The following is a 20,331-nucleotide window of genomic DNA, read 5'->3' as shown; positions in this document are numbered from 1 at the left end:
AGGAAATTACCTTTTAATCCCCCAGAGAATATTGTGTTGCAGTTGATTTATCAGTGGATCAGAACATTTGAAATCGCCTGTCAATTCCATATCGGAATGTAATACGACTCCACGGAAATTTTTTAATTCCATTTGATCTTCATTAAAACCAATCAGTTGAATATAACGAAATCCTTGAAAAGTAAAATGTGGTTCAAATGTTTCCTTACCATTACCTGACAATATATATTTATTGGTTTGCTTTGCGGCACGAAGATTTGCGGTATAAAAGTTTCCATCTCCATCCAGGATTTCGGCATGTTTGATTTCTACTTCTTGTCCAGCTTTACCTTCGATATCAAAGGACACCCACCCAACCATATTTTGGCCAAAATCAATGACGGTCTCACCTTTTGGCGTTTGCATTAGTTCTACTGGCTCTAACATATCTATTTTCCGAACAGGTTCATTTTCCTGTGCGACTAAGATATCCTTTGTATGATTGATAATTTCTACCGACTCTTTCGCCTCAACTTTAAATCGAGCATCGTATGTTTCACCATGATAGATCTCAGACATACGAATGGCACTATCTGATGCTTGCCAGTTTTCATCAGTGGTAACAACCACTTCCTTCCCGTTTTCCATTTCAATGTGTAACTGTGCAAGTAATGATAAGCGATTTCCAAAAATATCTTTCTTTCCTTCCCATCCAAGATTCCCCCCCTTATACCAACCATTGCCAAGTAGTCCTAGTAACTCATTCTCACCATTTGTTAATAGATCTGTTACATCATATGTTTGATATTGTAATCTGGTTTGGTAACTCGTCCATCCGGGAGTAAAGTAGTCGTCGCCAACACGATTACCGTTCAAATGTAATTCATATAATCCTAGTGCTGTTGCATAAACTCTGGCTTTCTTTATTTCGCCATCCACATGAAATGTTCGCACTAATTGAGGCGCTGGTTCCCCATTCCATTGACGTGGAGCAGCAATCCAATCTGCGACCCAATCTTCTTTATCTAACAATCCCATTTCAAAATAACTGACTTCAGACCAGTCAGAATAATTACTATGGTTATCGGATACCTTCATTCTAAAATAATATCTGATTCGTGATTCTAATGTCACTTCTTTTAAAGCTATAAAATTACTATCCTCTGTTTTCACTTCTCCAGAATCCCATAAGATATTTCTGAATATATCATTATTTGCCACTTGAATTTGATAAGAAGCTTGCCTCACATTTCGTTGATCTGAGGTTAATTTCCAACTAATACGAGGAGCAATTACGTCAATACCAATTGGGTTTTCTCGATATTCTGTTCGTAAATCTTTTACTTGTAACATTTTTAAAAAACCTCATTTCTGTAAATTATCCTTTAACTGAACCTGCTGTCATACCTGCCACGATTTTCTCGCTAAAAATCAAGAATAAGATAAATGGAGGAATCGTAATTAATAATACATTCGTAAATAATAGATTCCAATCAGTACTATACATACTCATAAAATTATAGAGTGTCAACTGTACAGTGGCATTTTCTGAACCTGGAAAGAAATATAATGGATGTACAAAGTCATTAAAAATTTGAACAGCATTTAATATAATGACAGTGGAATGGATCGGTTTCAACATCGGAAAAATAATGCTGAAAAAAAGGCGAAATCCACCACAGCCATCGATAATAGCTGCTTCATCAAGCTCTTTAGGGATAGTTGCGATAAAACCTGTATATAAAATAATCGAAAATGGAATAGATATTGCCACCATGACTAAAATAATACCTGGAAAGGTTTTAAATAATTGAAACTGTTCCAGTACCCAAATCGTTGGAACAACAGCCGGTGGAATCATTAAACCTGCTAAAAAAGTAGTACCAATTATATTAATGGTTTTTCCTGAACGGCGTTGTAATACAAATCCGGCCATTGATCCTACTACAAGCAAAATAACGATTGACGATACCGTAATCACTGTGCTGTTAAAAAAGGATAACAGCAGCATATTATCTCTTGCTGCTAATACATCCTGCATATTTTCTAATATACGAAATTCAGAAGGCCAAGCTATTGATAATTGTGATGCATCAGCACTAGTTTTCATCGCGTTCACAACAATAAAATAAAATGGAGCTAAGAATAAGGCAGAAAAAATTACTACTAATAATGTTTCCAGAACCGTTCTTGTAAGCTTCTTTTTTCTTCGTTCTTTTTTGATTTCTTCCTGTTGATTCATTATAGATCCACCTCTTTTCGGTTCAGGTACTTAAAGATCGGGAAGACAATTAGTGCCACCATCAGGAATAAAATAACATTCCCTGCTGTAGATAACCCGTAAAAACCTGCTTGATATTGCTTATAAATAATCGAAGCAATTAAGTCTGAACTAAACCCAGGTCCTCCACCTGTCATCGCCCAAACTAAATCAAACGTTCTTAATCCACCAATTAAAGCTAGGATAATAACAGCATTTATCGCTGGTCGAGATAATGGTAGAGTGATATACCAAAACGCATTCAGTTTATTTCCACCATCAATTTGATGGGCTTCATAATAATCAACTGGAATGGACATCATTCCTGCGATGAATATGACTGTTGCGATCCCGACACCTTTCCATACATCTACAAAAGCAACAGAGTAAATAGCTAGATTAGGATTACCTAACCAATTCGGACCATCAATTCCTACTAGTCCCAACACCATATTAATCAACCCTTCTGATGGGTGCATCAATACACTGAACGCAATACCAACTGCTATTGTACTTACTAACACAGGGAAAAATACCATTGAGCGAATAAAGCGTTTTGTTCTTAATTTAGCAGTTAATAAAACTGCAAAAATCAAACCTAGCACTACCTTTAATCCTGCTGTTAAAAATGCAAAAATAAAAGTATTTTTAAAACCAATCATTAAAGATGATTCCTCAAAAAACATGATATAGTTATCAAAGCCTATCCATTCCCAATCCGTTAAATTCCATCTTGTAAAACCGAAGAAAAAAGACATCACAGTTGGATAGAGGAAGAATAAACCATAAATTAACCCGGCTGGTATTAATAAAGCATAGCTATACATCTTATTAACTCTCATACATTGTCACCCCCCCAATACTTATGTTTATTGAAAAAGCCCTGTTACTTTGGAAATATTATAACAGGGCTTTTTTTATTATCTGTTTTACCAGCCTTCAAGATCTAATTGCTGCGCTTGTCGTTCTACATCTCGATCATATTTTTCTGCACCCTCTTCAGGTGTTATCATTCCTAATCCTACTTCTACTGTTATTTGCTCTAAGTTAGGGCCTTTTAATGGCGATAAGAACTCTAAAGCTGGCCCTACTTTGCCTTCTTCCAAATATGCTTTCATATCTTTCACTGCTGGATAAGCATCTTCAGGTAAATCTAAGCCTTCTACAACATAGGGTCCATTAGCTTTCAATACTGACATCAGTGTTTCCATTCCTTCGTCAGATACAAAATATTCTACCCATTGTTTCGCAGCTTCTGCATTTTCAGAATCTTTATTTACATAGATAGAACCTGGCATCCATTGCGTCATCCCATGATCTTCCGGATCATCTCCAGGCTGGCCGAAGAAACCAATATCTTCAATCGCCTCTGGATACGTATCTGCTATAGCTGCTAACGCAAAGGTTAACATTGGATAATGTGCTGCTTCTCCAGTAGCTAGCATTTCTAAAGCATCTTCATAACCTGTCGCTGATTCTTCATCGTTATAATATCCAGCATCTTGTAGTGCTTGTAATTTTTCAAATCCTCTTAATGCAATTGGTGTATTTGCAAACTTCGCTTCATTATTAGTGAATTTTTCTGCAAATTCCGGATTTTCCGAATAGACATTATAATAATCGGCTAATAATACTAACTGAGATGTCCAAGTATCTTTATATGAAGCAACTACGGGAATTTTTCCAGCCTCTTTAATAGCTTCATTATTTGCCATTAATTCTTCCCAAGTATGGGGAACTTCTAATCCTAATTCTTCATAAACTTTTTTGTTATATAACCAGCCGCCAGCAGAACTTGCTTCACCTGGAATACCATAGACAGCATCTCCTACTGCAACTGTTTCTTTAAATTCATCTGTTAGACGATCCATAAATGCTTCCCCCCTGATAGATCCATGAAATATTCAGAAGGATTTAAGGCTTTAAAAAGTGAACCAGAGTTATACCACATTAAGTCTGTCATTTCACCTGTTGCTAGTCTTGTTTTGACAATATTATCTCCTTCAGTTCCACCTGGCCGAAGCTCAAATTCTGTCTTAATATTAAATTTTTCTTCAATATCTGCGGCTACAGCTTCGATTCCATCAGTTACGGTCTGATTATCAATAAGAAATGTAAGTGTTGTTTCAGGATTTTCCTCTTCTGTACCTTCTGCAGTATCACCTGAATTATCATTTCCCGTATCTGATGAACTGGTATCCTCATCATCTCCACCGCAAGCTGCTAATAATAAAAGTAATAAAACCATGAAACTAAACAATAAATTTTTGAATGTTAATCTTTTCATTTATTCAACCCCCTTATGTTTTTGCTACAACTTAATTATATAAACGCTCTCATTAATAAAAAACCTATTTATTTAACTATAAAAGGGGGTGATTTTTACTAAATTTAATCACCCCCCTTTTCTGTATATTTTTATAATCCTTTGGTGTCATACCTGTAACTTTTTTAAATACGGTGCGAAAATGCTTCGGATCCTGATAGCCTACTAAAGCTCCTACCTCTGCTGTTCTTTCCATACCTTTATCAAACAATTCTTTCGCTTTAGTAATTCGAACATCTGTCAGATATTCAGAAAAAGTCATAGCAGTCTGTTCTTTAAATTCTCTGGATAAATAACTTACACTTACATGATGTTCGTCCGCAAATTGTTGAAATGTAATATTAGTGGAATGAAAATTAGCTATCCAAGTTTTAATCATGGGAATAAGATGCTTAGGTGCAACATCATGATGTGGAGTAACTTTAACTATTTCATTTAATAAATTTATTAGCCAATTCTTTAATTGATCAAACGTCTCTAATGATTCTAATTGATCAAAATAACGATCACCCTCAACTATTTTGATCACATTACTGGTTGATTGCTGTAATTTATAAATAATTGCATAATACATATCTAGTAAAAATTGAAATAATTGCTTTTGCAGGATTTTTTCCTTCTCGATCAGCTCCACTAAATCATTTATTTGACGCGGTATCGATGCAAATTGATTTTCTTTAATTTTATTTTCAATGATCCTTACAATACTCCATAGCCCTTGCAGTTCCTTTTCACTTGTTAAATTATGCTGATCCAAAATTGTAGTTTCTCCAAACAATTTATGTCTATCCATTAATTGTTCCGCCTCATGGAAACATGCATTCAGTGAAACGTCCGCACTTTTTAGCAGGCTACATACATGTATTTGACCAAACCTATATAATTCCTGATAAATATCTGCCAACGGGAAATCCATTAAATATTTTTGATTTGGATTAGAGATTAATAGTACTTTTCGTTGAGCATCTATCGATAAAAACCAGCATATTTCATCTCTTTCAATTAAATCTTCCATATTTTTCATTTCTATTGACATGGATGACGAAACAGTTGCCTTCCAATTACTAACAAGCAGATATATCAATACAAAAGACTGATTATCAAAACTTTCCATATCGAAATTATTTTCTTCTACCGATTGAAATAATAGCTTGTTAATCGACCAATGCTGTTTCTCAGTTTCTTCACGTTTTCGTTCCTCTATCACTTTTAACCGAACATCAATCGTATCATATAACGCATCTTTCTTTATCGGCTTTAATACATAATCAGCCACGCCTAATTGTATACCTCTTTTGGCATATTCAAAGGTATCATGAACAGTTAATAAAATACATTCCGTTCGTTCATCGAAGGATTTGACCTTTTCTATTAACTCCAAACCGTTTATTCCTGGCATTGTAATATCTGTAATAACAAGATCGGGAGGTTGTTCTTCTAAGGCTTCTAAAGCATCCTCTCCATTTTCAAAATAGTACATATGATGTTTGGATTCATATTTTTTTAACAAAGTTTGCAATTCTAATAATGCCCAATATTCATCTTCAACGATAAATACATTCATGATGTTGCCCCCTCTCTATATAACGTGAGCTGGTAGAATAATTGTCACATTCGTCCCTGTATTTTCTTCACTATCTATTTGCATTCGATAACGATACCCATACATCAATTGTAAACGTTGCGCTATGTTATTCAAGCCAATACCTTCCGTATCTGTTTTCATCCTATTAGTACTTACCTTTTTTCTTACATATTCAAGTGTTTCCGGATTCATTCCATTACCATTATCCTGGATTTTTATTACCAGATCATTTTCTTTAAGAAAAGCTTTTAATAGAATCACGCCTTCTGCCTTCTTATCCTTCAACCCATGATTAACAGCGTTCTCCACAATAGGCTGAATCAGTAATTTAGGAATTGAAATTTGATTTGCTTCAGGTGAGATATCTTTGGTTAGGACAAAACGGTCACGGAATCGGTGTTGTTGAATACGCATATAATTTTCTACATGGGTTACTTCTTCTTGTAATGTTACCGTTTTGTCCAAATCCTTCATACTATATTTAAATAAATCAGACAGAGACTCCGAAATCTCCGCTACTTCCTCCACACCCTTCACTCGACTAATCGATTTCATAATATTTAATGTGTTATATAAAAAATGTGGGTTAATCTGTGATTGCAAAGCAGATATTTTGGCATTCTTTTCGGTAATACTTGCCTCATAAACTTCTGTAATCAATTTATTAATACTATCTAACATATTATTATAAACTCTAGTAAGTACATCCATCTCAGGATGGCCTGTCAATTTCATCCGATCCGTCAAATCACCTTTCTCCACTCTACGCATCTTTTGAATGATACCGTTAAATGGTTTGGTAATATTATAGGACAACAGATAAGAGATAACTCCAATAACTGAGAACGCCACAAGACCACTAATGGCAATAAAGAGCAATATCTGATTTCGTTCATAAATAATGAATTCATTATCGATTAAAACTACTGTATTCCAGTTTGTGAAATCAGAGTGATCATTGGCATAAAGATAGGAATCGGATTGCCATGATAATGTGCCGTCTTCGGGCTCATTTACTGTTACAGTAGGTAAATTTAAGCCTACATTATTTTCTCCAATTAATTCTTTTCTGTGATCATAAATGACCGATTCATTAGCAGACATCACGAAAATTCTCATATGTTCTTCTAATTCATCGACATTATCCATTTCTAATAATTTTTCAAAAATGGTAACATCAATATCAATTTTCATTGAGCCAATTCTATTTCTTTGCGGGATTTTATAGATATCCCGAATCAGTGAGACGACTTGCTTTTTCTGACCATTTAATTGTTCCACTTCAGAGGTTGGAAGTATCAAAAATTCATTTTTATTTGCCGCCTTCAATAATTGAACCCATTCTGGATCTTCTGTTGCATATCTCACTTCCATATCGCCACTTTTTTCATAATCAAATATTGTGCCACTATCTGTGTGAATCGTTACTGCTGCCACATCGGATTGTGGGTATACTTGATTAAATAATCTAGGATAAAGACTATTACGAATAGAAATGTCATTATATAAGAGATCCTCTTCATAATTGGATAAAGTGTCCTGAATAACTGAGTCTGTAAAAATTGCCAATGATAGTCTTTCAATATCCTCAAAATATAAATCTATTGTTCTGGAAAACTGAGTGGACAATACCTTTGACATTGATTGTGTCTGATTTTTCATTTCATTGACATTGTTTAAATACATCACAATACCGATTACAGTAATCACAATAACGTAAACGCTTGCAAAAGTAATGAATATTTTATTCCTAATGGGTAATGACCGAAAAAAATGTCTCATATTATCCCCCCCCAAGTATACATTTTTCTAATTGCGACAATTATAAGCTTGTTTTATGATAAATTCAATATCATTATTAAACCTTCAGGCAAAAAAATAGAGGCTCATTTGTTATAATGAGCCTCTCCATGTCTTACCCTTTATTCTTATTGTATACGTCAAATCCAACTGCGATAAGAAGTACCATACCTTTAATCGCTTGTTGCCAGTCGATACCAACACCGATCAGTGACATACCATTGTTCATGACGCCCATTACAAGACCACCAACAATCGCACCGATAACAGTACCAACACCACCAGCCATTGATGCACCACCGATAAATACGGCTGCTATCGCATCAAGCTCTAACATGTTCCCTGCTGCAGGTGTTGCTGAGTTTAGGCGGGCAGCAAACATTAAACCAGCTAATGCTGCTAATACACCATTGTTAACAAATACCCAGAAAACAACGCGCTTTGTTTTAATACCTGATAAATCTGCCGCTTTCTTATTACCACCTGTTGCATAAATATGACGACCCATAATGGTATTTTTCATAACAAATGTGTAGATGATAATTAGAATAAATACAATGATTAATACGGTAGGAATACCTTTATTTAATGCCAATTGATAAACAAACCAATTAATAGCGAACAATAATAAGGCAAGCTTTACAACCGTCAACCAAAGTGGAATTACTTCAAAATTATATTTCAATTGTGTTTTTCTTTTATTAAATTCCATGTAAATTAATACTAAAGACAAGATAATTGATAACACTAGTGAAACGATGTGTAAATCTCCGGATCCTAGGAAATCAGGCACAAAACCACTACTAATTTTTTGGAAGGATTCTGGAAAAGGTGCTAATGATTGCCCATCTAATAACCAAAGGGTTAGACCTCTAAAGATAAGCATCCCCCCCGCCAAAGTAACGATAAACGACGGTATACCGACATAAGCTATCCAGAAGCCCTGCCAAACCCCAATTAGGCACCTACCACAAACGCAATTAATACTGCAGCCCAAACAGGAACGTTCATATTAATTATTAACACACCTGCTATAGCACCAACAAAGGCAACTACTGAACCTACTGAAAGATCAATGTTCCCAGTAATAATAACAAGAACCATACCTACTGCTAACACCAAAATAAATCCATTTTGTAAAATTAAGTTAGTGAGATTTAAAGGCTTAAAGTTAATCCCATCTGTTAAGATCCAAAAAAGTCCTGTTATTAATACAAGTGCTATAATCATCCCATATTGACGAAGATTATTTCGAAATAAGTTAATTATTGTTTCCATTACTAGTACCTCCAGTTCCGGTCATATAGCGCATCACATGTTCTTGATCAGCTTCGTCTTTGTTTAGTTCTCCCGTAATTTTCCCTTCATTCATCACATAAATTCGATCTGAAAGACCAAGTACTTCTGGAAGCTCAGAAGATATTACTAACACAGCTAACCCTTGTGCAGCCAATTCATTGATTTGTGTATAAATTTCAAACTTAGCACCAACATCGATTCCTCGCGTTGGTTCATCTAATATAAGAATATCCGGTGCGGTAAAGATCCATTTACTTAGTACAACCTTTTGTTGATTACCACCGCTTAGGTTTCCAACTAATTGCTCAAGAGTTGGCGTTTTAATATTTAATTTTTCTCTTAATGCTTGAGATTCTACAACCTCTTTATTTTCATCAATAACGGTTGACTTCGAAATTCGTTTCAAATTAGATAAGGTAATATTACGTTTTATATCATCAATTAAATTCAAACCATATGTTTTTCGATCCTCTGAAACATAGGCAATACCATGCTCAATCGCTTGACTAACCGTATTAGCATGAATCTGTTTCCCATTTTTAAATAATTCTCCACTAATTTTCTTGCCATAGGACTTACCAAAGATACTCATGGCTAGTTCAGTACGGCCAGCACCCATCAAACCAGCAATTCCAACAATTTCGCCTTTTTTAATATTAAAATTAGCATTATCAATAATCTTTCGGTCATGTTGCTGCGGGTGATAAACGTCCCAATGTTTCACTTCAAATACGATTTCTCCAATATTTGGAGTTCTGTCAGGGAATCGGCTTGTTATTTCTCGTCCTACCATCCCCCCCTTAATAATTCTTTCTTCTGATATTTTTTCTTTAGTCGCATCTAACGTTTCAATCGTTTGACCGTCACGTAATACCGTAATTGAATCCGATACATAAGTAACCTCATTTAATTTATGGGAGATTAGTATAGAGGAAATACCTTCTGCTTTTAATTCAAGTAATAATTTCAATAAGTTTTCACTATCGGTTTCATTAAGTGCGGCTGTTGGTTCATCTAAGATTAATAGCTTTACATTTTTAGATAACGCTTTTGCTATTTCTACTAGCTGTTGTTTCCCGACACCAATATCCATAACAGCTGTTTCGGGTGAATCTTTTAAGCCTACTCGCTCCAATAGTTTTTTTGATTCAGAGAAGGTTTCCTGCCATTTCATAATCTTATTGGTTTGTCTCTCATTGCCCAAGAAGATGTTTTCCGCAATGGAAAGGTACGGACTTAACGCTAACTCCTGATGAATAATAACAATGCCTAAATTCTCACTTTGTTTAATGTCCTTAAAGTGACATTCATTCCCTTCAAAATAAATGGAACCGTCATATGTTCCATAAGGATATACACCACTAAGTACTTTCATCAAAGTAGATTTACCTGCTCCATTTTCGCCAACGAGTGCAAGTATCTCCCCCCCTTTTCCTACCTGTAAATTTACATTATCCAAGGCCTTTACTCCTGGGAATGTCTTTGTAATATTCCGCATTTCCAATATTGTGTCAGACATTAACTTCACCACCTTCAAAATCTGTAAGGAACAAGATTAGTGGTGATCATGACCACCACTAATCTCTTATTCTTTATTTTAGTAACTTATTCTAATTCGTCTTCAGAATAGTAACCACTGTCCATAACAACTTCTTGATAGTTATTAATATCTACAGATACTGGTTCTACTAGATAAGTAGGAACTACCTTCACATTATTATCATAAGTTTCTGTATCATTTACTTCTGCCTCTTCACCTTTAAGAATTGCTTCGGTCATATCTACTGCCACTGCTGCAAGATCACGAGTATCTTTAAATACGGTTTGTGTTTGTTCACCAGCAATGATTGATTTAATAGAAGCTAACTCTGCATCCTGCCCAGTAATTACAGGTAATGGAAGATCACCAGAACCATAACCTACACCTTTTAATGCTTGGATAATACCGCGGCTAATACCATCATATGGGGGGGAAAGCACTGCATCTACAGTTTCTCCTCCAGAGTAAGAACTGCTTAAGATGTTTTCCATACGGGATTTTGCAGTATTACCATCCCAACGCATGGTTGCTGCTTGTTCAAAATCTGTTTGATCACTTTGTATTACTAATTTACCTTCATCCATGTAATCCTGTAAAACACTCATAGCTCCATCCCAGAAGAAATATGCATTATTATCATCTGGTGATCCACCAAATAATTCAATGTTAAATGGTCCTTCTGCGTTTGGTAAATCTAATGCTTCTTCAATATATGAAGCTTGAAGTACCCCTACCTGGAAATTATCAAATGTTGCATAGTAACTAACATGTTCACTTTCCATAATTAAACGGTCATAAGATACAACTTCAATACCTTGTTCATTTGCTTGTTGTAATACATCTGTTAAAGCGGTACCATCAATAGAAGCAATAACTAATACATCTGCACCTTTTACTATCATGTTTTCGATTTGCTCGATTTGTTTATCTACGTCATCTTCAGCATATTGTAAATCTGTTTCATAACCTAATGCTTCTAATTGTTCTACCATGTTGTTTCCATCGTCTACCCAACGTTGAGAAGATTTCGTAGGCATTGCTACCCCAATTAATCCACCATCTGTTTCTGCTGCTTCTTCTCCTCCATTGTCAGAAGATCCTCCATCAGTAGTGTCATCTCCACCACAGGCAGCTAGGAATAAAATAAAACCAAATAATAGTGCCAATAAACTAAACTTTTTCATTGTGTAACCCCCCCTTTCAAATAATTATATTTTATTTATTGCTTGGTTATTACTTTACCATTTTTCAAAATGTAAGGCTTTACATTTTATTAAACTGTTTTTATAAAATTTTAACCTAATTGTAATTTCATTGTAATATTAGAAAAATCAAATTCGAAATTTAACTAAACTGCGTAGTAAATCTTTCACGACAGTATTTTGATAACTGTAATCCTGCGCTGCGGAAAAACACTCCCTTTCCTAGGGGTGCGGCTTCAGCTAACTTTGAAAAGCAGAGCACTTTCCAAAGTGGATCTTCAGCTCGCACTAATCCCTCAGGAGTCTCGCATTTTTCCTCCGCTTTGGATGGATCTCTGTTCAAATAAGATGAAATAAGCAATGATATCCATGTGCTAGCTGTCACTAACGTTGTAGAACCCTATTAAAGCGAAGTAAATGGACAGAGCTTTTGCTTACATTCATCATACTTTCAAAATTGTCACTAGGTCGCAGTTTGGGTCAACTATTCAACTGATAATCATTTGTGTTTATCAAAAAAACTCCTATCGTTAGTTTTCTGCTAACAATAGGAGCTTTTTCTAGATTTGCTGTTTATATTGTTTTGGTGTGATACCCATTGATTTTCTAAATGTCGTACTAAAATAATGTTGGGAATCATATCCAACTCTTTCCGCTACTTCTCGTATGCTAAGATCAGCAGATTGCAAAAGTTCCTTAGCTGCACGCAATCGCGTGTTTGTAAGAACCTGTACATACGAACTACCTAGTTCCTGTTTAATCATTCTACTGAGATACACTGTAGATACATGCAGTGATTCTGCAATACTTTCCAGAGTTAAGTCAGGATCTTGATAATGCTTGCGAATATAATATAATGATTGCTTGACAAGAGGTGACAACCGCATATGCTGATTAAGTTCTTGTTTTACCTCATTATATTGCACATGAATATCAACGGAAGCCAATGGTACATATTTCAAATAAATTCGCTGATCCAATTCTTCTTTCACTTGCTCTTCCAATTTCACTGTTAGGTCAGTTGGCACTTGCTCCCATAATAATATAGTAATAAAATGAGAATCCTCTATAAAAATAGCATGCAAGTAATCTGATAATAGACCTTTTAATAGATTTTTAATAGCTAATACCTGCTGTTGCCGATCCTCCTCTTCAAGTAAATGGTGTCCGGCTTCACCATCTGCCCATTTAACCATAATAAAAAACCAGGAGGATCATAAGGTAAATCTAAAAATTGTAATTGACTTCTTACTTCATCTTCACTTAAATTACCTTCAATCCAATCAAGAAAAAAGCTTTGCCTTAGATGTTCGTGGTTTTTTTGAACTTGTGTAGAAGCCTGTTGCAGATAATTCTCCTCTTGTTCTTTCATTTCTAATAGTTTACTTAAATCCGTTAAAATCTCCTCTAATTTAGTTGGATTTACTGGTTTTAGAAGATAATCCTCAACTTGAAGTCGTATTGCCTCCTGCGCATATCGGAAATCGTCATATCCAGATATGACCACCATCCGACAATTTGGAAGCTTTTCTTTAATATGCTTCATTGCAGCTATACCATTCATAATTGGCATATTTAAATCAATCAGCAAAACATCTATTTCATGCTTCAGCGCAAACTCGACTGCTTCTTCTCCATCTTCAGCTTCTGCTATTACTTCCATGTCAAAATTCGACCAATTCACCGAAGATCTTATTCCCTCACGTATAAGAAACTCATCATCTGCTATAAGCACCTTCCATTTGGACATTGTTATCACTGCTCCCTTTCTTGATCCGGCTCATTAAGTATTGGCATTAAAATCGTCACAGTTGTTCCTTTGTCTTCCATGCTCTCTATAGAGATACCATAATCTTCTCCATGTGTTAATTGTATCCGTGCTTGTACATTTAACATTCCGTAACCTTTTTTATTTCTAGTCTCTTCGGGATTTTCAGTACTTGCAATGGAGTTTGCAAGGGCAATACGCATATCCAATAATTGTTGCTTTGACATCCCTTTACCATCATCACTAATCGATATAGCAATTTGTTGATCCAACTGCTTAGCATGTATAAAAATATGCCCTGGTCCTCTGCGTTCTTTAATTCCGTGATAAATTGCATTTTCTACAATCGGTTGTAAAATAAATTTTAAAACGGCCTTATCTTTAATTGAGTCCTCTACCTCAATCTGGTAGTTTAATTTATCTCGATATCTCGTTTTTTGAATGGTTAGATAGCTTTCAATATGCTCAATTTCTTCTTTTAATAGAATCACATCACGGCCCTTGCTGAGTCCAATTCGAAATAGTTTTGCTAAAGACTCAACTACTTCTGCTACATCATTTGCCTGCTGTTTTCTAGCCATCCATTGTATCGTATCCAATGTGTTATATAAAAAGTGAGGATTAATATTCGCCTGTAAACTTCGAAATTCTGCATCTCTTTTTTGGCGCTCCTGCCGTTCCGTTATATGCATCAATTCATTAATTTTTATTAACATTTTGTTAAAACTTCTACCTAATAATCCTACTTCATCATACCTTTTTTCCTGGTATCTAACGTTAAAATTACCACCCTCAGCTTTTCTCATAAACGACATTAACTGTACAATCGGCTTCGAAATGGAATGCGACAGGAAATAAGAGACCGGAATACCAAAAAACATGATGATAAAAATAAATACCACTAAATAAAAATTAATTTCACGCAAACCGAATACACTTTCTTCCGCTGGAAATACCCCCGACTGTCACCCAATTAGCAAAAGGGGGGGAACGTTGATAAATAAATTGAATCTGTTTTCCTTTTATTTTTTTGAAAAAACACCTGATAACTCATCACCTATCCAACTTAATGGCACTTTATCCAAAATGGGTTGGGTAGTTGATAGATGTTATTCCCATTATCATCCATAACCATTAGGTATCCACTCTTCCCTAATGTTACATCTTTGACTGTTTCAGCGATTACCCGTAATTTTAAGTCAATTAAAACAACTCCTTGCACTTCTTCAGTAAAAGGATCATTAATTGCTCTCACGACCGTTACCACATCATCATTCTGATAATCGACAATAGAATTCAGACGCCTTTCCATAGGTCGTCCAATTATTTTAAATATACCTTGATTGTTCACAGCCTCTTGATACCATGACGCTTCCGTTAGTTCCATAACAGAAGGTGCATATAATTCATTACTTATATAATCTCCTTTATGATTAACAACCATAATCCCCCCCGCAACCTCTGATGATACAGCAGTAAAGTCACGTAAGAATCGTTGGATTTCATATTTATTATCCGATAAGACAGCAGGGTCGATTTCTGAAGTTTCCAAAAATTGCTGAACTTCATCATTATTAGCGATCATATATGTATAATTCTGAAGATTACTAATATAAAATTCAAATGTCTCATTTACTTTATCTATCAACTGAATGGTATTATCATTTACTTGTTCCTCCATCACACGTTCAACGGTCCAGCTTACTAAGAGAGCCAAACAAAAGATCGGCAGAATACTGATTAGTAAAAAATGGAATATAAGCTTATATCGAATGGGAAAATTATTTATTTGTGTCCAGCGCTTCATCTGCATCCATCCATTCTTTATTCACCAGGATAATATTCATTCACATTATCCTTTGTTACAACCGTAATTCCTGTATCTACATACCGTGGTAAATTCGTTTCCCCTTCTAGTTCTCCTGCAATATCATGTTGGAGGTGAAATAAAAATTGAAGAGACCAGTAACCCATTTTCCAAGTACCTTGAGCCATTGTTGCGGAAATTATTCCATCATTTATCATATCTAATGTCCCTTTATCTGTGTCAAAACTAATGATATGAATATCCCCCCCTTTCTTTTGCTGGTCGATTACCGCCTTGCCAACACCAACTCCACCATTAGCCTCCGAGGCAAAAATTCCTTTAATATTAGGATACTCTCTCATTAATTCTTCTGAAACCTCCTTCGATATCATTTGATCGCCACGGCCATCCTTTACATCTACAACTGTCATTTTGGGATATTCCTTTTCAATTGTTTCTCGAAAACCTTCTGTTCGTTCTTTGTGATTTAATTGATTCGGATGAGTCACAACTCCTACTTCCCCCCCTGCTTCATTTAATAACTCTGCCATTTTATCTGCTGCTGTTACACCTGCATAATAGTTATTTGTTCCTAAAAAAGCATATGCTTTACTATTCGGAGCATCTGCATCAAACATCACAACAGGGATTCCTGATTCTACTGCTTTATCAATAACAGGATTTAGTGCTTCTGGGTCCATTGTAGAAATAGCAATACCTGAGGGATTTTTAGCAATTACTTGTTCTAAAACAGTTATTTCTTCATGGACATCATATTGAGTTGCCCCCCCCTATATTCTACAGAAACATTTAGAGCCTCGGCAGCGTCTTCAAAACCTTTTAGCGGACGTTTCCAATAATCAATACCAGCCTGAAAAGTTACCATTACATAATTTTCATCTATTGTACCTCTTAATTCTCGATCCGACCATTGATTATCTGTCGTTTCCTCTGATTGATATTGATAGACATATATGACAAATAAGCCAATTAATATTAAATAAACTAATAAGATCTTCTTCATTATGTAACCCCTTCCATTTGGACATAGTGTTACCTGTTCATAAGCCTCACTATTGATGGAACTCTCATTTCAGCACTAACCTAATTCGATTGTACTAAAATTGTATATGAATATTAACAATAGATCAATATTAATAAATAAGACCGTTTAGATATAAGAAAAGACCAAGCTTTACACTTGGTCTTCCATAATTATTCATATTCTTTTTTTAATTCCTTTGAGCTTCTTACTGTATCGATATGGCGGACCATTCCCACAATTTCTTTTCGCTTGTTCTCTAAAAATGGTGGCAAAGAAAGCTTTTCACCTAGTGTTTCATACGGCTCATCACCCATAAATCCTGGTCCATCCGTTGCCAGTTCAAATAAGATTTGTGGTGCTACTCTTGTATATAACGATTTGAAGAAAAAGCGATCAACATAACCGGATGTCTGAAAACCAAAACGACGATAATGCTCATCCCATTGATGCAATGTTTCCAGATCATCAATCCGGAATGCTGCATGATGTACAGTACCATAACCTTGTTGAGCCATTGGTAAGTCATCGTTTTCCTCCACGATAACCTGTGCACCATTTCCACCTTCTCCTACTTCGAATAAATGATAAGATCCTTCATGATCAATATTTTTAAACAGTAATACTTTTTCCATAACTTGATTAAAATGTTTAAAATCCTTAATACGAACTGTAATAGGACCTAGTCCAGTAATCGCATACTCATTTGGTATCGGTCCATCTTGCCAAGGTGTCCCGGAAGGAACTCCTTGATTATTTTCATCTGATATCAACTGATAATTTGATCATCAAAATCAGTAAAGGAAAGCACCTGTTTACCGAATTGTTCTTGTATCCCCCCCTCATGCTGAATATTTAGCCGTTCAAAACGTTTTAGCCAATAATCCAGTGCTTGATCAGACGGCACACGAAAGGCCGTTCTGTAAATTTCATTTGTCCCATGAGATCCTTTAGGGATTCCCGGAAAATCGAAGAAAGTCATATCTGTTCCTGGGCTCCCTTTATCATCTGCAAAAAATAAATGATAGGTTTGAATGTCATCCTGATTAACCGTCTTCTTAACTAACCGCATACCTAATACATATGTGAAAAATTTATAATTTTCTTCGGCACTACTTGTAATTGCTGTGACATGATGCATGCCCTTTAGTCCGTTCATAAACTCATCTCCTAACAAGGATGTCATTTAGTTTGAATTCGAGATAAATATAACAAATCCGATAAAAAAATACAAATAAAAGGTGATATCACTATGGATCATCACCTTATTTTTATTATTTCCACCATACATCAAACACAGTCACTGGATCTTTTCGTTTATGACGTGATTTTATATATAAATTTTCGATTGTTTGTGCTTCCTCTTCTGCCACTTCTTTTCCTTCTAAATAGTCATCGATCGCTTCATAGCTTACACCAAGGGCAACTTCATCCGGCAGCTGTGGCTTGTCACTCTCCAAATCAGCAGTAGGTACTTTCGTATATAGATGTTCAGGGCATCCCAGCATTTTTAGGATCGATTTACCTTGTCTTTTATTCAAGCGATACAATGGCAAAATGTCAGCAGCACCATCACCATACTTCGTAAAGAAACCCGTTACTGCTTCCGCTGCATGATCAGTACCGATAACAACACCTGAAGTTGCAGCTGCAATATCATATTGTACTTTCATACGTTCACGAGCTTTCGTATTTCCTTTGACAAAATCACTAATAACTCCGAATTCTTCGGCAACTGCTGTTTCGCTTGCATCGACTGCCGCTTTAATATTTACCCGTACCGTCCGGCTTGGCTTAATAAAATCAAGCGCATCTATACAATCCTCTTCATCTGCTTGTTCCCCCCCGTACGGAAGACGTACCGCAATAAATTGATACGTTTGCTCCTTTTGCTGTTCATTTAACTCATTTACAGCAGTTTGACACATATACCCAGCCAGAGTCGAGTCCTGCCCCCCCGGAGATACCTAGCACAACACTTTTTAAAAAAGCATGCTTCGTTAAATAGGCTTTAATAAACTCTACACTGCGACGAAATTCCTCTTGTGGATCAATGCTCGGTTGTACTTTTAAGGTTTCCATAATTTCCTTTTGTAATGATCGCATACTATAAACATCCTTTCTTCATTTTACTTTTTTCACTTTGCTTTTAATATCACGAATTAAGTTCATCTTATTTTCCCAACATGCTTCACTTAAATCAACTGGATATTCTTCCGGATTCATTGTTCTTTTATATTCTTCCCATAACAGTTTCATATTACTAATCGTATACTGCTGTATTTCCTTGAGAGAAGGATTGCTATAATTAATGACTCCATTTACTACGATTTCCTGATGGAGATTAATCGCGGTAAAATTAGTAACAAACTTACTTATATATGTATGCACCGGATGAAACATTTTTAAACGTTCTTCTGTTTGAGGATTCTCATTCTCCAGCGCAATATAGTCACCTTCTGAATGTCCATTCACATTATTTATGATTCGATAAACTTTTTTGCTTCCCGGAGTTGTGACTTTTTCAGGGTTAGAAGAAATCTTGATCGTATCTACCATTTCACCATTATCTTCAATTGCCACTAATTTATATACTCCGCCTAATGCTGCCTGATCATAAGCTGTTATTACCTTCGTACCAATGCCATAAATATCTATTTTCGCTCCTTGTGCCTGCAAGTTAAGAATCGTATATTCATCTAGGTCATTTGATACAATAATTTTCGCATCAGAAAAACCTGCATCATCTAACATGTACCGAGCCTGTTTTGATAAATAGGCCATATCTCCACTATCCAAACGAATACCCAGAAAATTAATGCTATCCCCCAAATTCCTTCGCCACACGAATCGCATTTGGTAAACCAGAACGTAATGTATCATATGTATCTACTAAGAAAACACAGTTTTTATGTGTGCTGGCATATTTTTTAAATGCAATATAGTCATCACGATAAGCTTGTACCATAGAGTGGGCATGGGTTCCGGCAATTGGTATGCCAAATAGTTTCCCTGCCCTCACATTACTAGTGGCAGAAAATCCCCCCCCAATGTATGCAGCGCGTGTTCCCCAAATTGCCGCATCCATCTCATGTGCTCTTCTAGTTCCGAATTCCATAACAGCATGATCGCCTACCACGTACTTAATTCTTGCTGCTTTAGTAGCTATTAATGTTTGGTAGTTCACAATATTAAGCAAAGGGGGGGTTTCAATTAATTGCGCTTCTGCCAATGGTGCCTCGATTCTCATTAATGGTTCATTTGCAAAAACAACTTCTCCTTCTTTCATAGATAAAATAGTACCTGTAAAACGCAAGTTTCTCAGATAATCCAAGTAATCATCCTGATACCCAGCGATTTCTTTTAGATAGGCAAGGTCACTTTCCGTAAATCCGAAATTCCTGATAAAATCTAATACACGCTCCAACCCAGCAAAGACAGCATAACCATTAGCAAAAGGTAACTGCCGAAAATATAATTCAAATACAGCTTTATTGTCTGCTTTTCCATCCCTCCAATACGTTTCTATCATGTTAATTTGATATAAGTCCGTATGTAGCATTAAGCTATCATCATCGTAAGTCATTGTTGTTTCCCTCCAAATTCTGTCACCTTTGCTCCTAATATATATTCGAAAAGGTCAAGTGCCTGTAGTACCTTATGTATTGGGCCAATATTTCCCATATTTATTTTATAATACGAGCTTTCCACCAATTTTTTATA

Annotated in this window: 13 protein-coding genes and 5 pseudogenes; all 18 read right to left on the bottom strand. The window is 35.6% G+C overall.

What is annotated here, in order from left to right:
- Nucleotides 1-6: 6 nt before the first annotated feature.
- Nucleotides 7-1,332, bottom strand: a complete 1,326-nt coding sequence (locus JCM21714_RS21260) for a family 78 glycoside hydrolase catalytic domain (RefSeq protein WP_235182713.1) — start codon at nt 1,330-1,332, stop codon at nt 7-9.
- A 25-nt stretch (nt 1,333-1,357) separates the two neighbouring features.
- On the bottom strand, nt 1,358-2,221 hold the full coding sequence (locus JCM21714_RS08535) for a carbohydrate ABC transporter permease (RefSeq protein ID WP_084040647.1): 864 nt from the start codon (nt 2,219-2,221) through the stop codon (nt 1,358-1,360).
- On the bottom strand, nt 2,221-3,081 hold the full coding sequence (locus JCM21714_RS08530; protein WP_035723417.1) for a carbohydrate ABC transporter permease: 861 nt from the start codon (nt 3,079-3,081) through the stop codon (nt 2,221-2,223). Before JCM21714_RS08530 ends, JCM21714_RS08535 begins: the two co-directional genes overlap by 1 nt.
- An 87-nt stretch (nt 3,082-3,168) precedes the next feature.
- Nucleotides 3,169-4,110: an ABC transporter substrate-binding protein gene (locus JCM21714_RS08525; RefSeq protein WP_235182712.1), complete on the bottom strand. Its 942-nt coding sequence runs from the start codon at nt 4,108-4,110 to the stop codon at nt 3,169-3,171.
- Nucleotides 4,098-4,526, bottom strand: coding sequence for a hypothetical protein (locus tag JCM21714_RS21255; RefSeq protein ID WP_235182711.1), 429 nt, complete (start codon nt 4,524-4,526; stop codon nt 4,098-4,100). The genes JCM21714_RS08525 and JCM21714_RS21255 overlap by 13 nt, the downstream gene beginning before the upstream one ends.
- A gap of 76 nt (nt 4,527-4,602) precedes the next feature.
- Nucleotides 4,603-6,129 (bottom strand): response regulator, encoded by a 1,527-nt coding sequence (locus JCM21714_RS08520; RefSeq protein ID WP_035723416.1) that lies wholly within the window; start codon nt 6,127-6,129, stop codon nt 4,603-4,605.
- Between the two features lie 15 nt (nt 6,130-6,144).
- Nucleotides 6,145-7,932, bottom strand: coding sequence for a cache domain-containing sensor histidine kinase (locus JCM21714_RS08515; RefSeq protein ID WP_035723414.1), 1,788 nt, complete (start codon nt 7,930-7,932; stop codon nt 6,145-6,147).
- A gap of 133 nt (nt 7,933-8,065) precedes the next feature.
- Nucleotides 8,066-9,228: pseudogene (gene mmsB, locus JCM21714_RS08510) on the bottom strand (multiple monosaccharide ABC transporter permease).
- The gene (gene mmsA, locus JCM21714_RS08505; protein ID WP_035723412.1) at nt 9,212-10,768 is read right to left on the bottom strand and encodes a multiple monosaccharide ABC transporter ATP-binding protein; all 1,557 of its coding nucleotides are present in this window, start codon (nt 10,766-10,768) and stop codon (nt 9,212-9,214) included. Before mmsA ends, mmsB begins: the two are co-directional and overlap by 17 nt.
- An 86-nt stretch (nt 10,769-10,854) precedes the next feature.
- The gene (gene chvE, locus JCM21714_RS08500; RefSeq protein ID WP_035723410.1) at nt 10,855-11,973 is read right to left on the bottom strand and encodes a multiple monosaccharide ABC transporter substrate-binding protein; all 1,119 of its coding nucleotides are present in this window, start codon (nt 11,971-11,973) and stop codon (nt 10,855-10,857) included.
- A 578-nt stretch (nt 11,974-12,551) separates the two neighbouring features.
- Nucleotides 12,552-13,187 (bottom strand): helix-turn-helix transcriptional regulator, encoded by a 636-nt coding sequence (locus JCM21714_RS21250; RefSeq protein ID WP_235182710.1) that lies wholly within the window; start codon nt 13,185-13,187, stop codon nt 12,552-12,554.
- Nucleotides 13,115-13,741 (bottom strand): response regulator, encoded by a 627-nt coding sequence (locus JCM21714_RS21245; RefSeq protein ID WP_235182709.1) that lies wholly within the window; start codon nt 13,739-13,741, stop codon nt 13,115-13,117. Before JCM21714_RS21245 ends, JCM21714_RS21250 begins: the two co-directional genes overlap by 73 nt.
- Nucleotides 13,742-13,746: 5 nt before the next feature.
- Nucleotides 13,747-14,685 (bottom strand): sensor histidine kinase, encoded by a 939-nt coding sequence (locus tag JCM21714_RS23940; RefSeq protein ID WP_369403511.1) that lies wholly within the window; start codon nt 14,683-14,685, stop codon nt 13,747-13,749.
- Nucleotides 14,686-14,825: 140 nt separating this feature from the next.
- On the bottom strand, nt 14,826-15,566 hold the full coding sequence (locus tag JCM21714_RS23935) for a cache domain-containing protein (protein ID WP_369403510.1): 741 nt from the start codon (nt 15,564-15,566) through the stop codon (nt 14,826-14,828).
- A 17-nt stretch (nt 15,567-15,583) separates the two neighbouring features.
- Nucleotides 15,584-16,590, bottom strand: a pseudogene (locus JCM21714_RS08485) (substrate-binding domain-containing protein).
- Between the two features lie 191 nt (nt 16,591-16,781).
- A pseudogene (locus JCM21714_RS08480) lies at nt 16,782-17,767 on the bottom strand (ring-cleaving dioxygenase).
- 115 nt (nt 17,768-17,882) lie between these two features.
- Nucleotides 17,883-18,714, bottom strand: a pseudogene (nadE, locus tag JCM21714_RS08475) (NAD(+) synthase).
- An 18-nt stretch (nt 18,715-18,732) separates the two neighbouring features.
- A pseudogene (locus tag JCM21714_RS08470) lies at nt 18,733-20,194 on the bottom strand (nicotinate phosphoribosyltransferase).
- Nucleotides 20,195-20,331: the final 137 nt, after the last annotated feature.

The organism is Gracilibacillus boraciitolerans JCM 21714 (assembly GCF_000521485.1).
Classification (GTDB): Bacteria; Bacillota; Bacilli; order Bacillales; family Amphibacillaceae; genus Gracilibacillus; species Gracilibacillus boraciitolerans.
The sequence above is the reverse complement of the archived record's forward strand: the minus strand, read 5'-3'. Positions and strand labels throughout refer to the sequence as shown.

What these genes read in the sequence shown, in the direction of transcription:
- JCM21714_RS21260 (WP_235182713.1), bottom strand. Translation starts at nt 1,332, where the DNA reads ATGTTACAAGTAAAAGATTTACGAACAGAATATCGAGAAAACCCAATT.
- JCM21714_RS08535 (WP_084040647.1), bottom strand. Translation starts at nt 2,221, where the DNA reads ATGAATCAACAGGAAGAAATCAAAAAAGAACGAAGAAAAAAGAAGCTT.
- JCM21714_RS08530 (WP_035723417.1), bottom strand. Translation starts at nt 3,081, where the DNA reads ATGAGAGTTAATAAGATGTATAGCTATGCTTTATTAATACCAGCCGGG.
- JCM21714_RS08525 (WP_235182712.1), bottom strand. Translation starts at nt 4,110, where the DNA reads ATGGATCGTCTAACAGATGAATTTAAAGAAACAGTTGCAGTAGGAGAT.
- JCM21714_RS21255 (WP_235182711.1), bottom strand. Translation starts at nt 4,526, where the DNA reads ATGAAAAGATTAACATTCAAAAATTTATTGTTTAGTTTCATGGTTTTA.
- JCM21714_RS08520 (WP_035723416.1), bottom strand. Translation starts at nt 6,129, where the DNA reads ATGAATGTATTTATCGTTGAAGATGAATATTGGGCATTATTAGAATTG.
- JCM21714_RS08515 (WP_035723414.1), bottom strand. Translation starts at nt 7,932, where the DNA reads ATGAGACATTTTTTTCGGTCATTACCCATTAGGAATAAAATATTCATT.
- mmsA (WP_035723412.1), bottom strand. Translation starts at nt 10,768, where the DNA reads ATGTCTGACACAATATTGGAAATGCGGAATATTACAAAGACATTCCCA.
- chvE (WP_035723410.1), bottom strand. Translation starts at nt 11,973, where the DNA reads ATGAAAAAGTTTAGTTTATTGGCACTATTATTTGGTTTTATTTTATTC.
- JCM21714_RS21250 (WP_235182710.1), bottom strand. Translation starts at nt 13,187, where the DNA reads ATGGTTAAATGGGCAGATGGTGAAGCCGGACACCATTTACTTGAAGAG.
- JCM21714_RS21245 (WP_235182709.1), bottom strand. Translation starts at nt 13,741, where the DNA reads ATGTCCAAATGGAAGGTGCTTATAGCAGATGATGAGTTTCTTATACGT.
- JCM21714_RS23935 (WP_369403510.1), bottom strand. Translation starts at nt 15,566, where the DNA reads ATGAAGCGCTGGACACAAATAAATAATTTTCCCATTCGATATAAGCTT.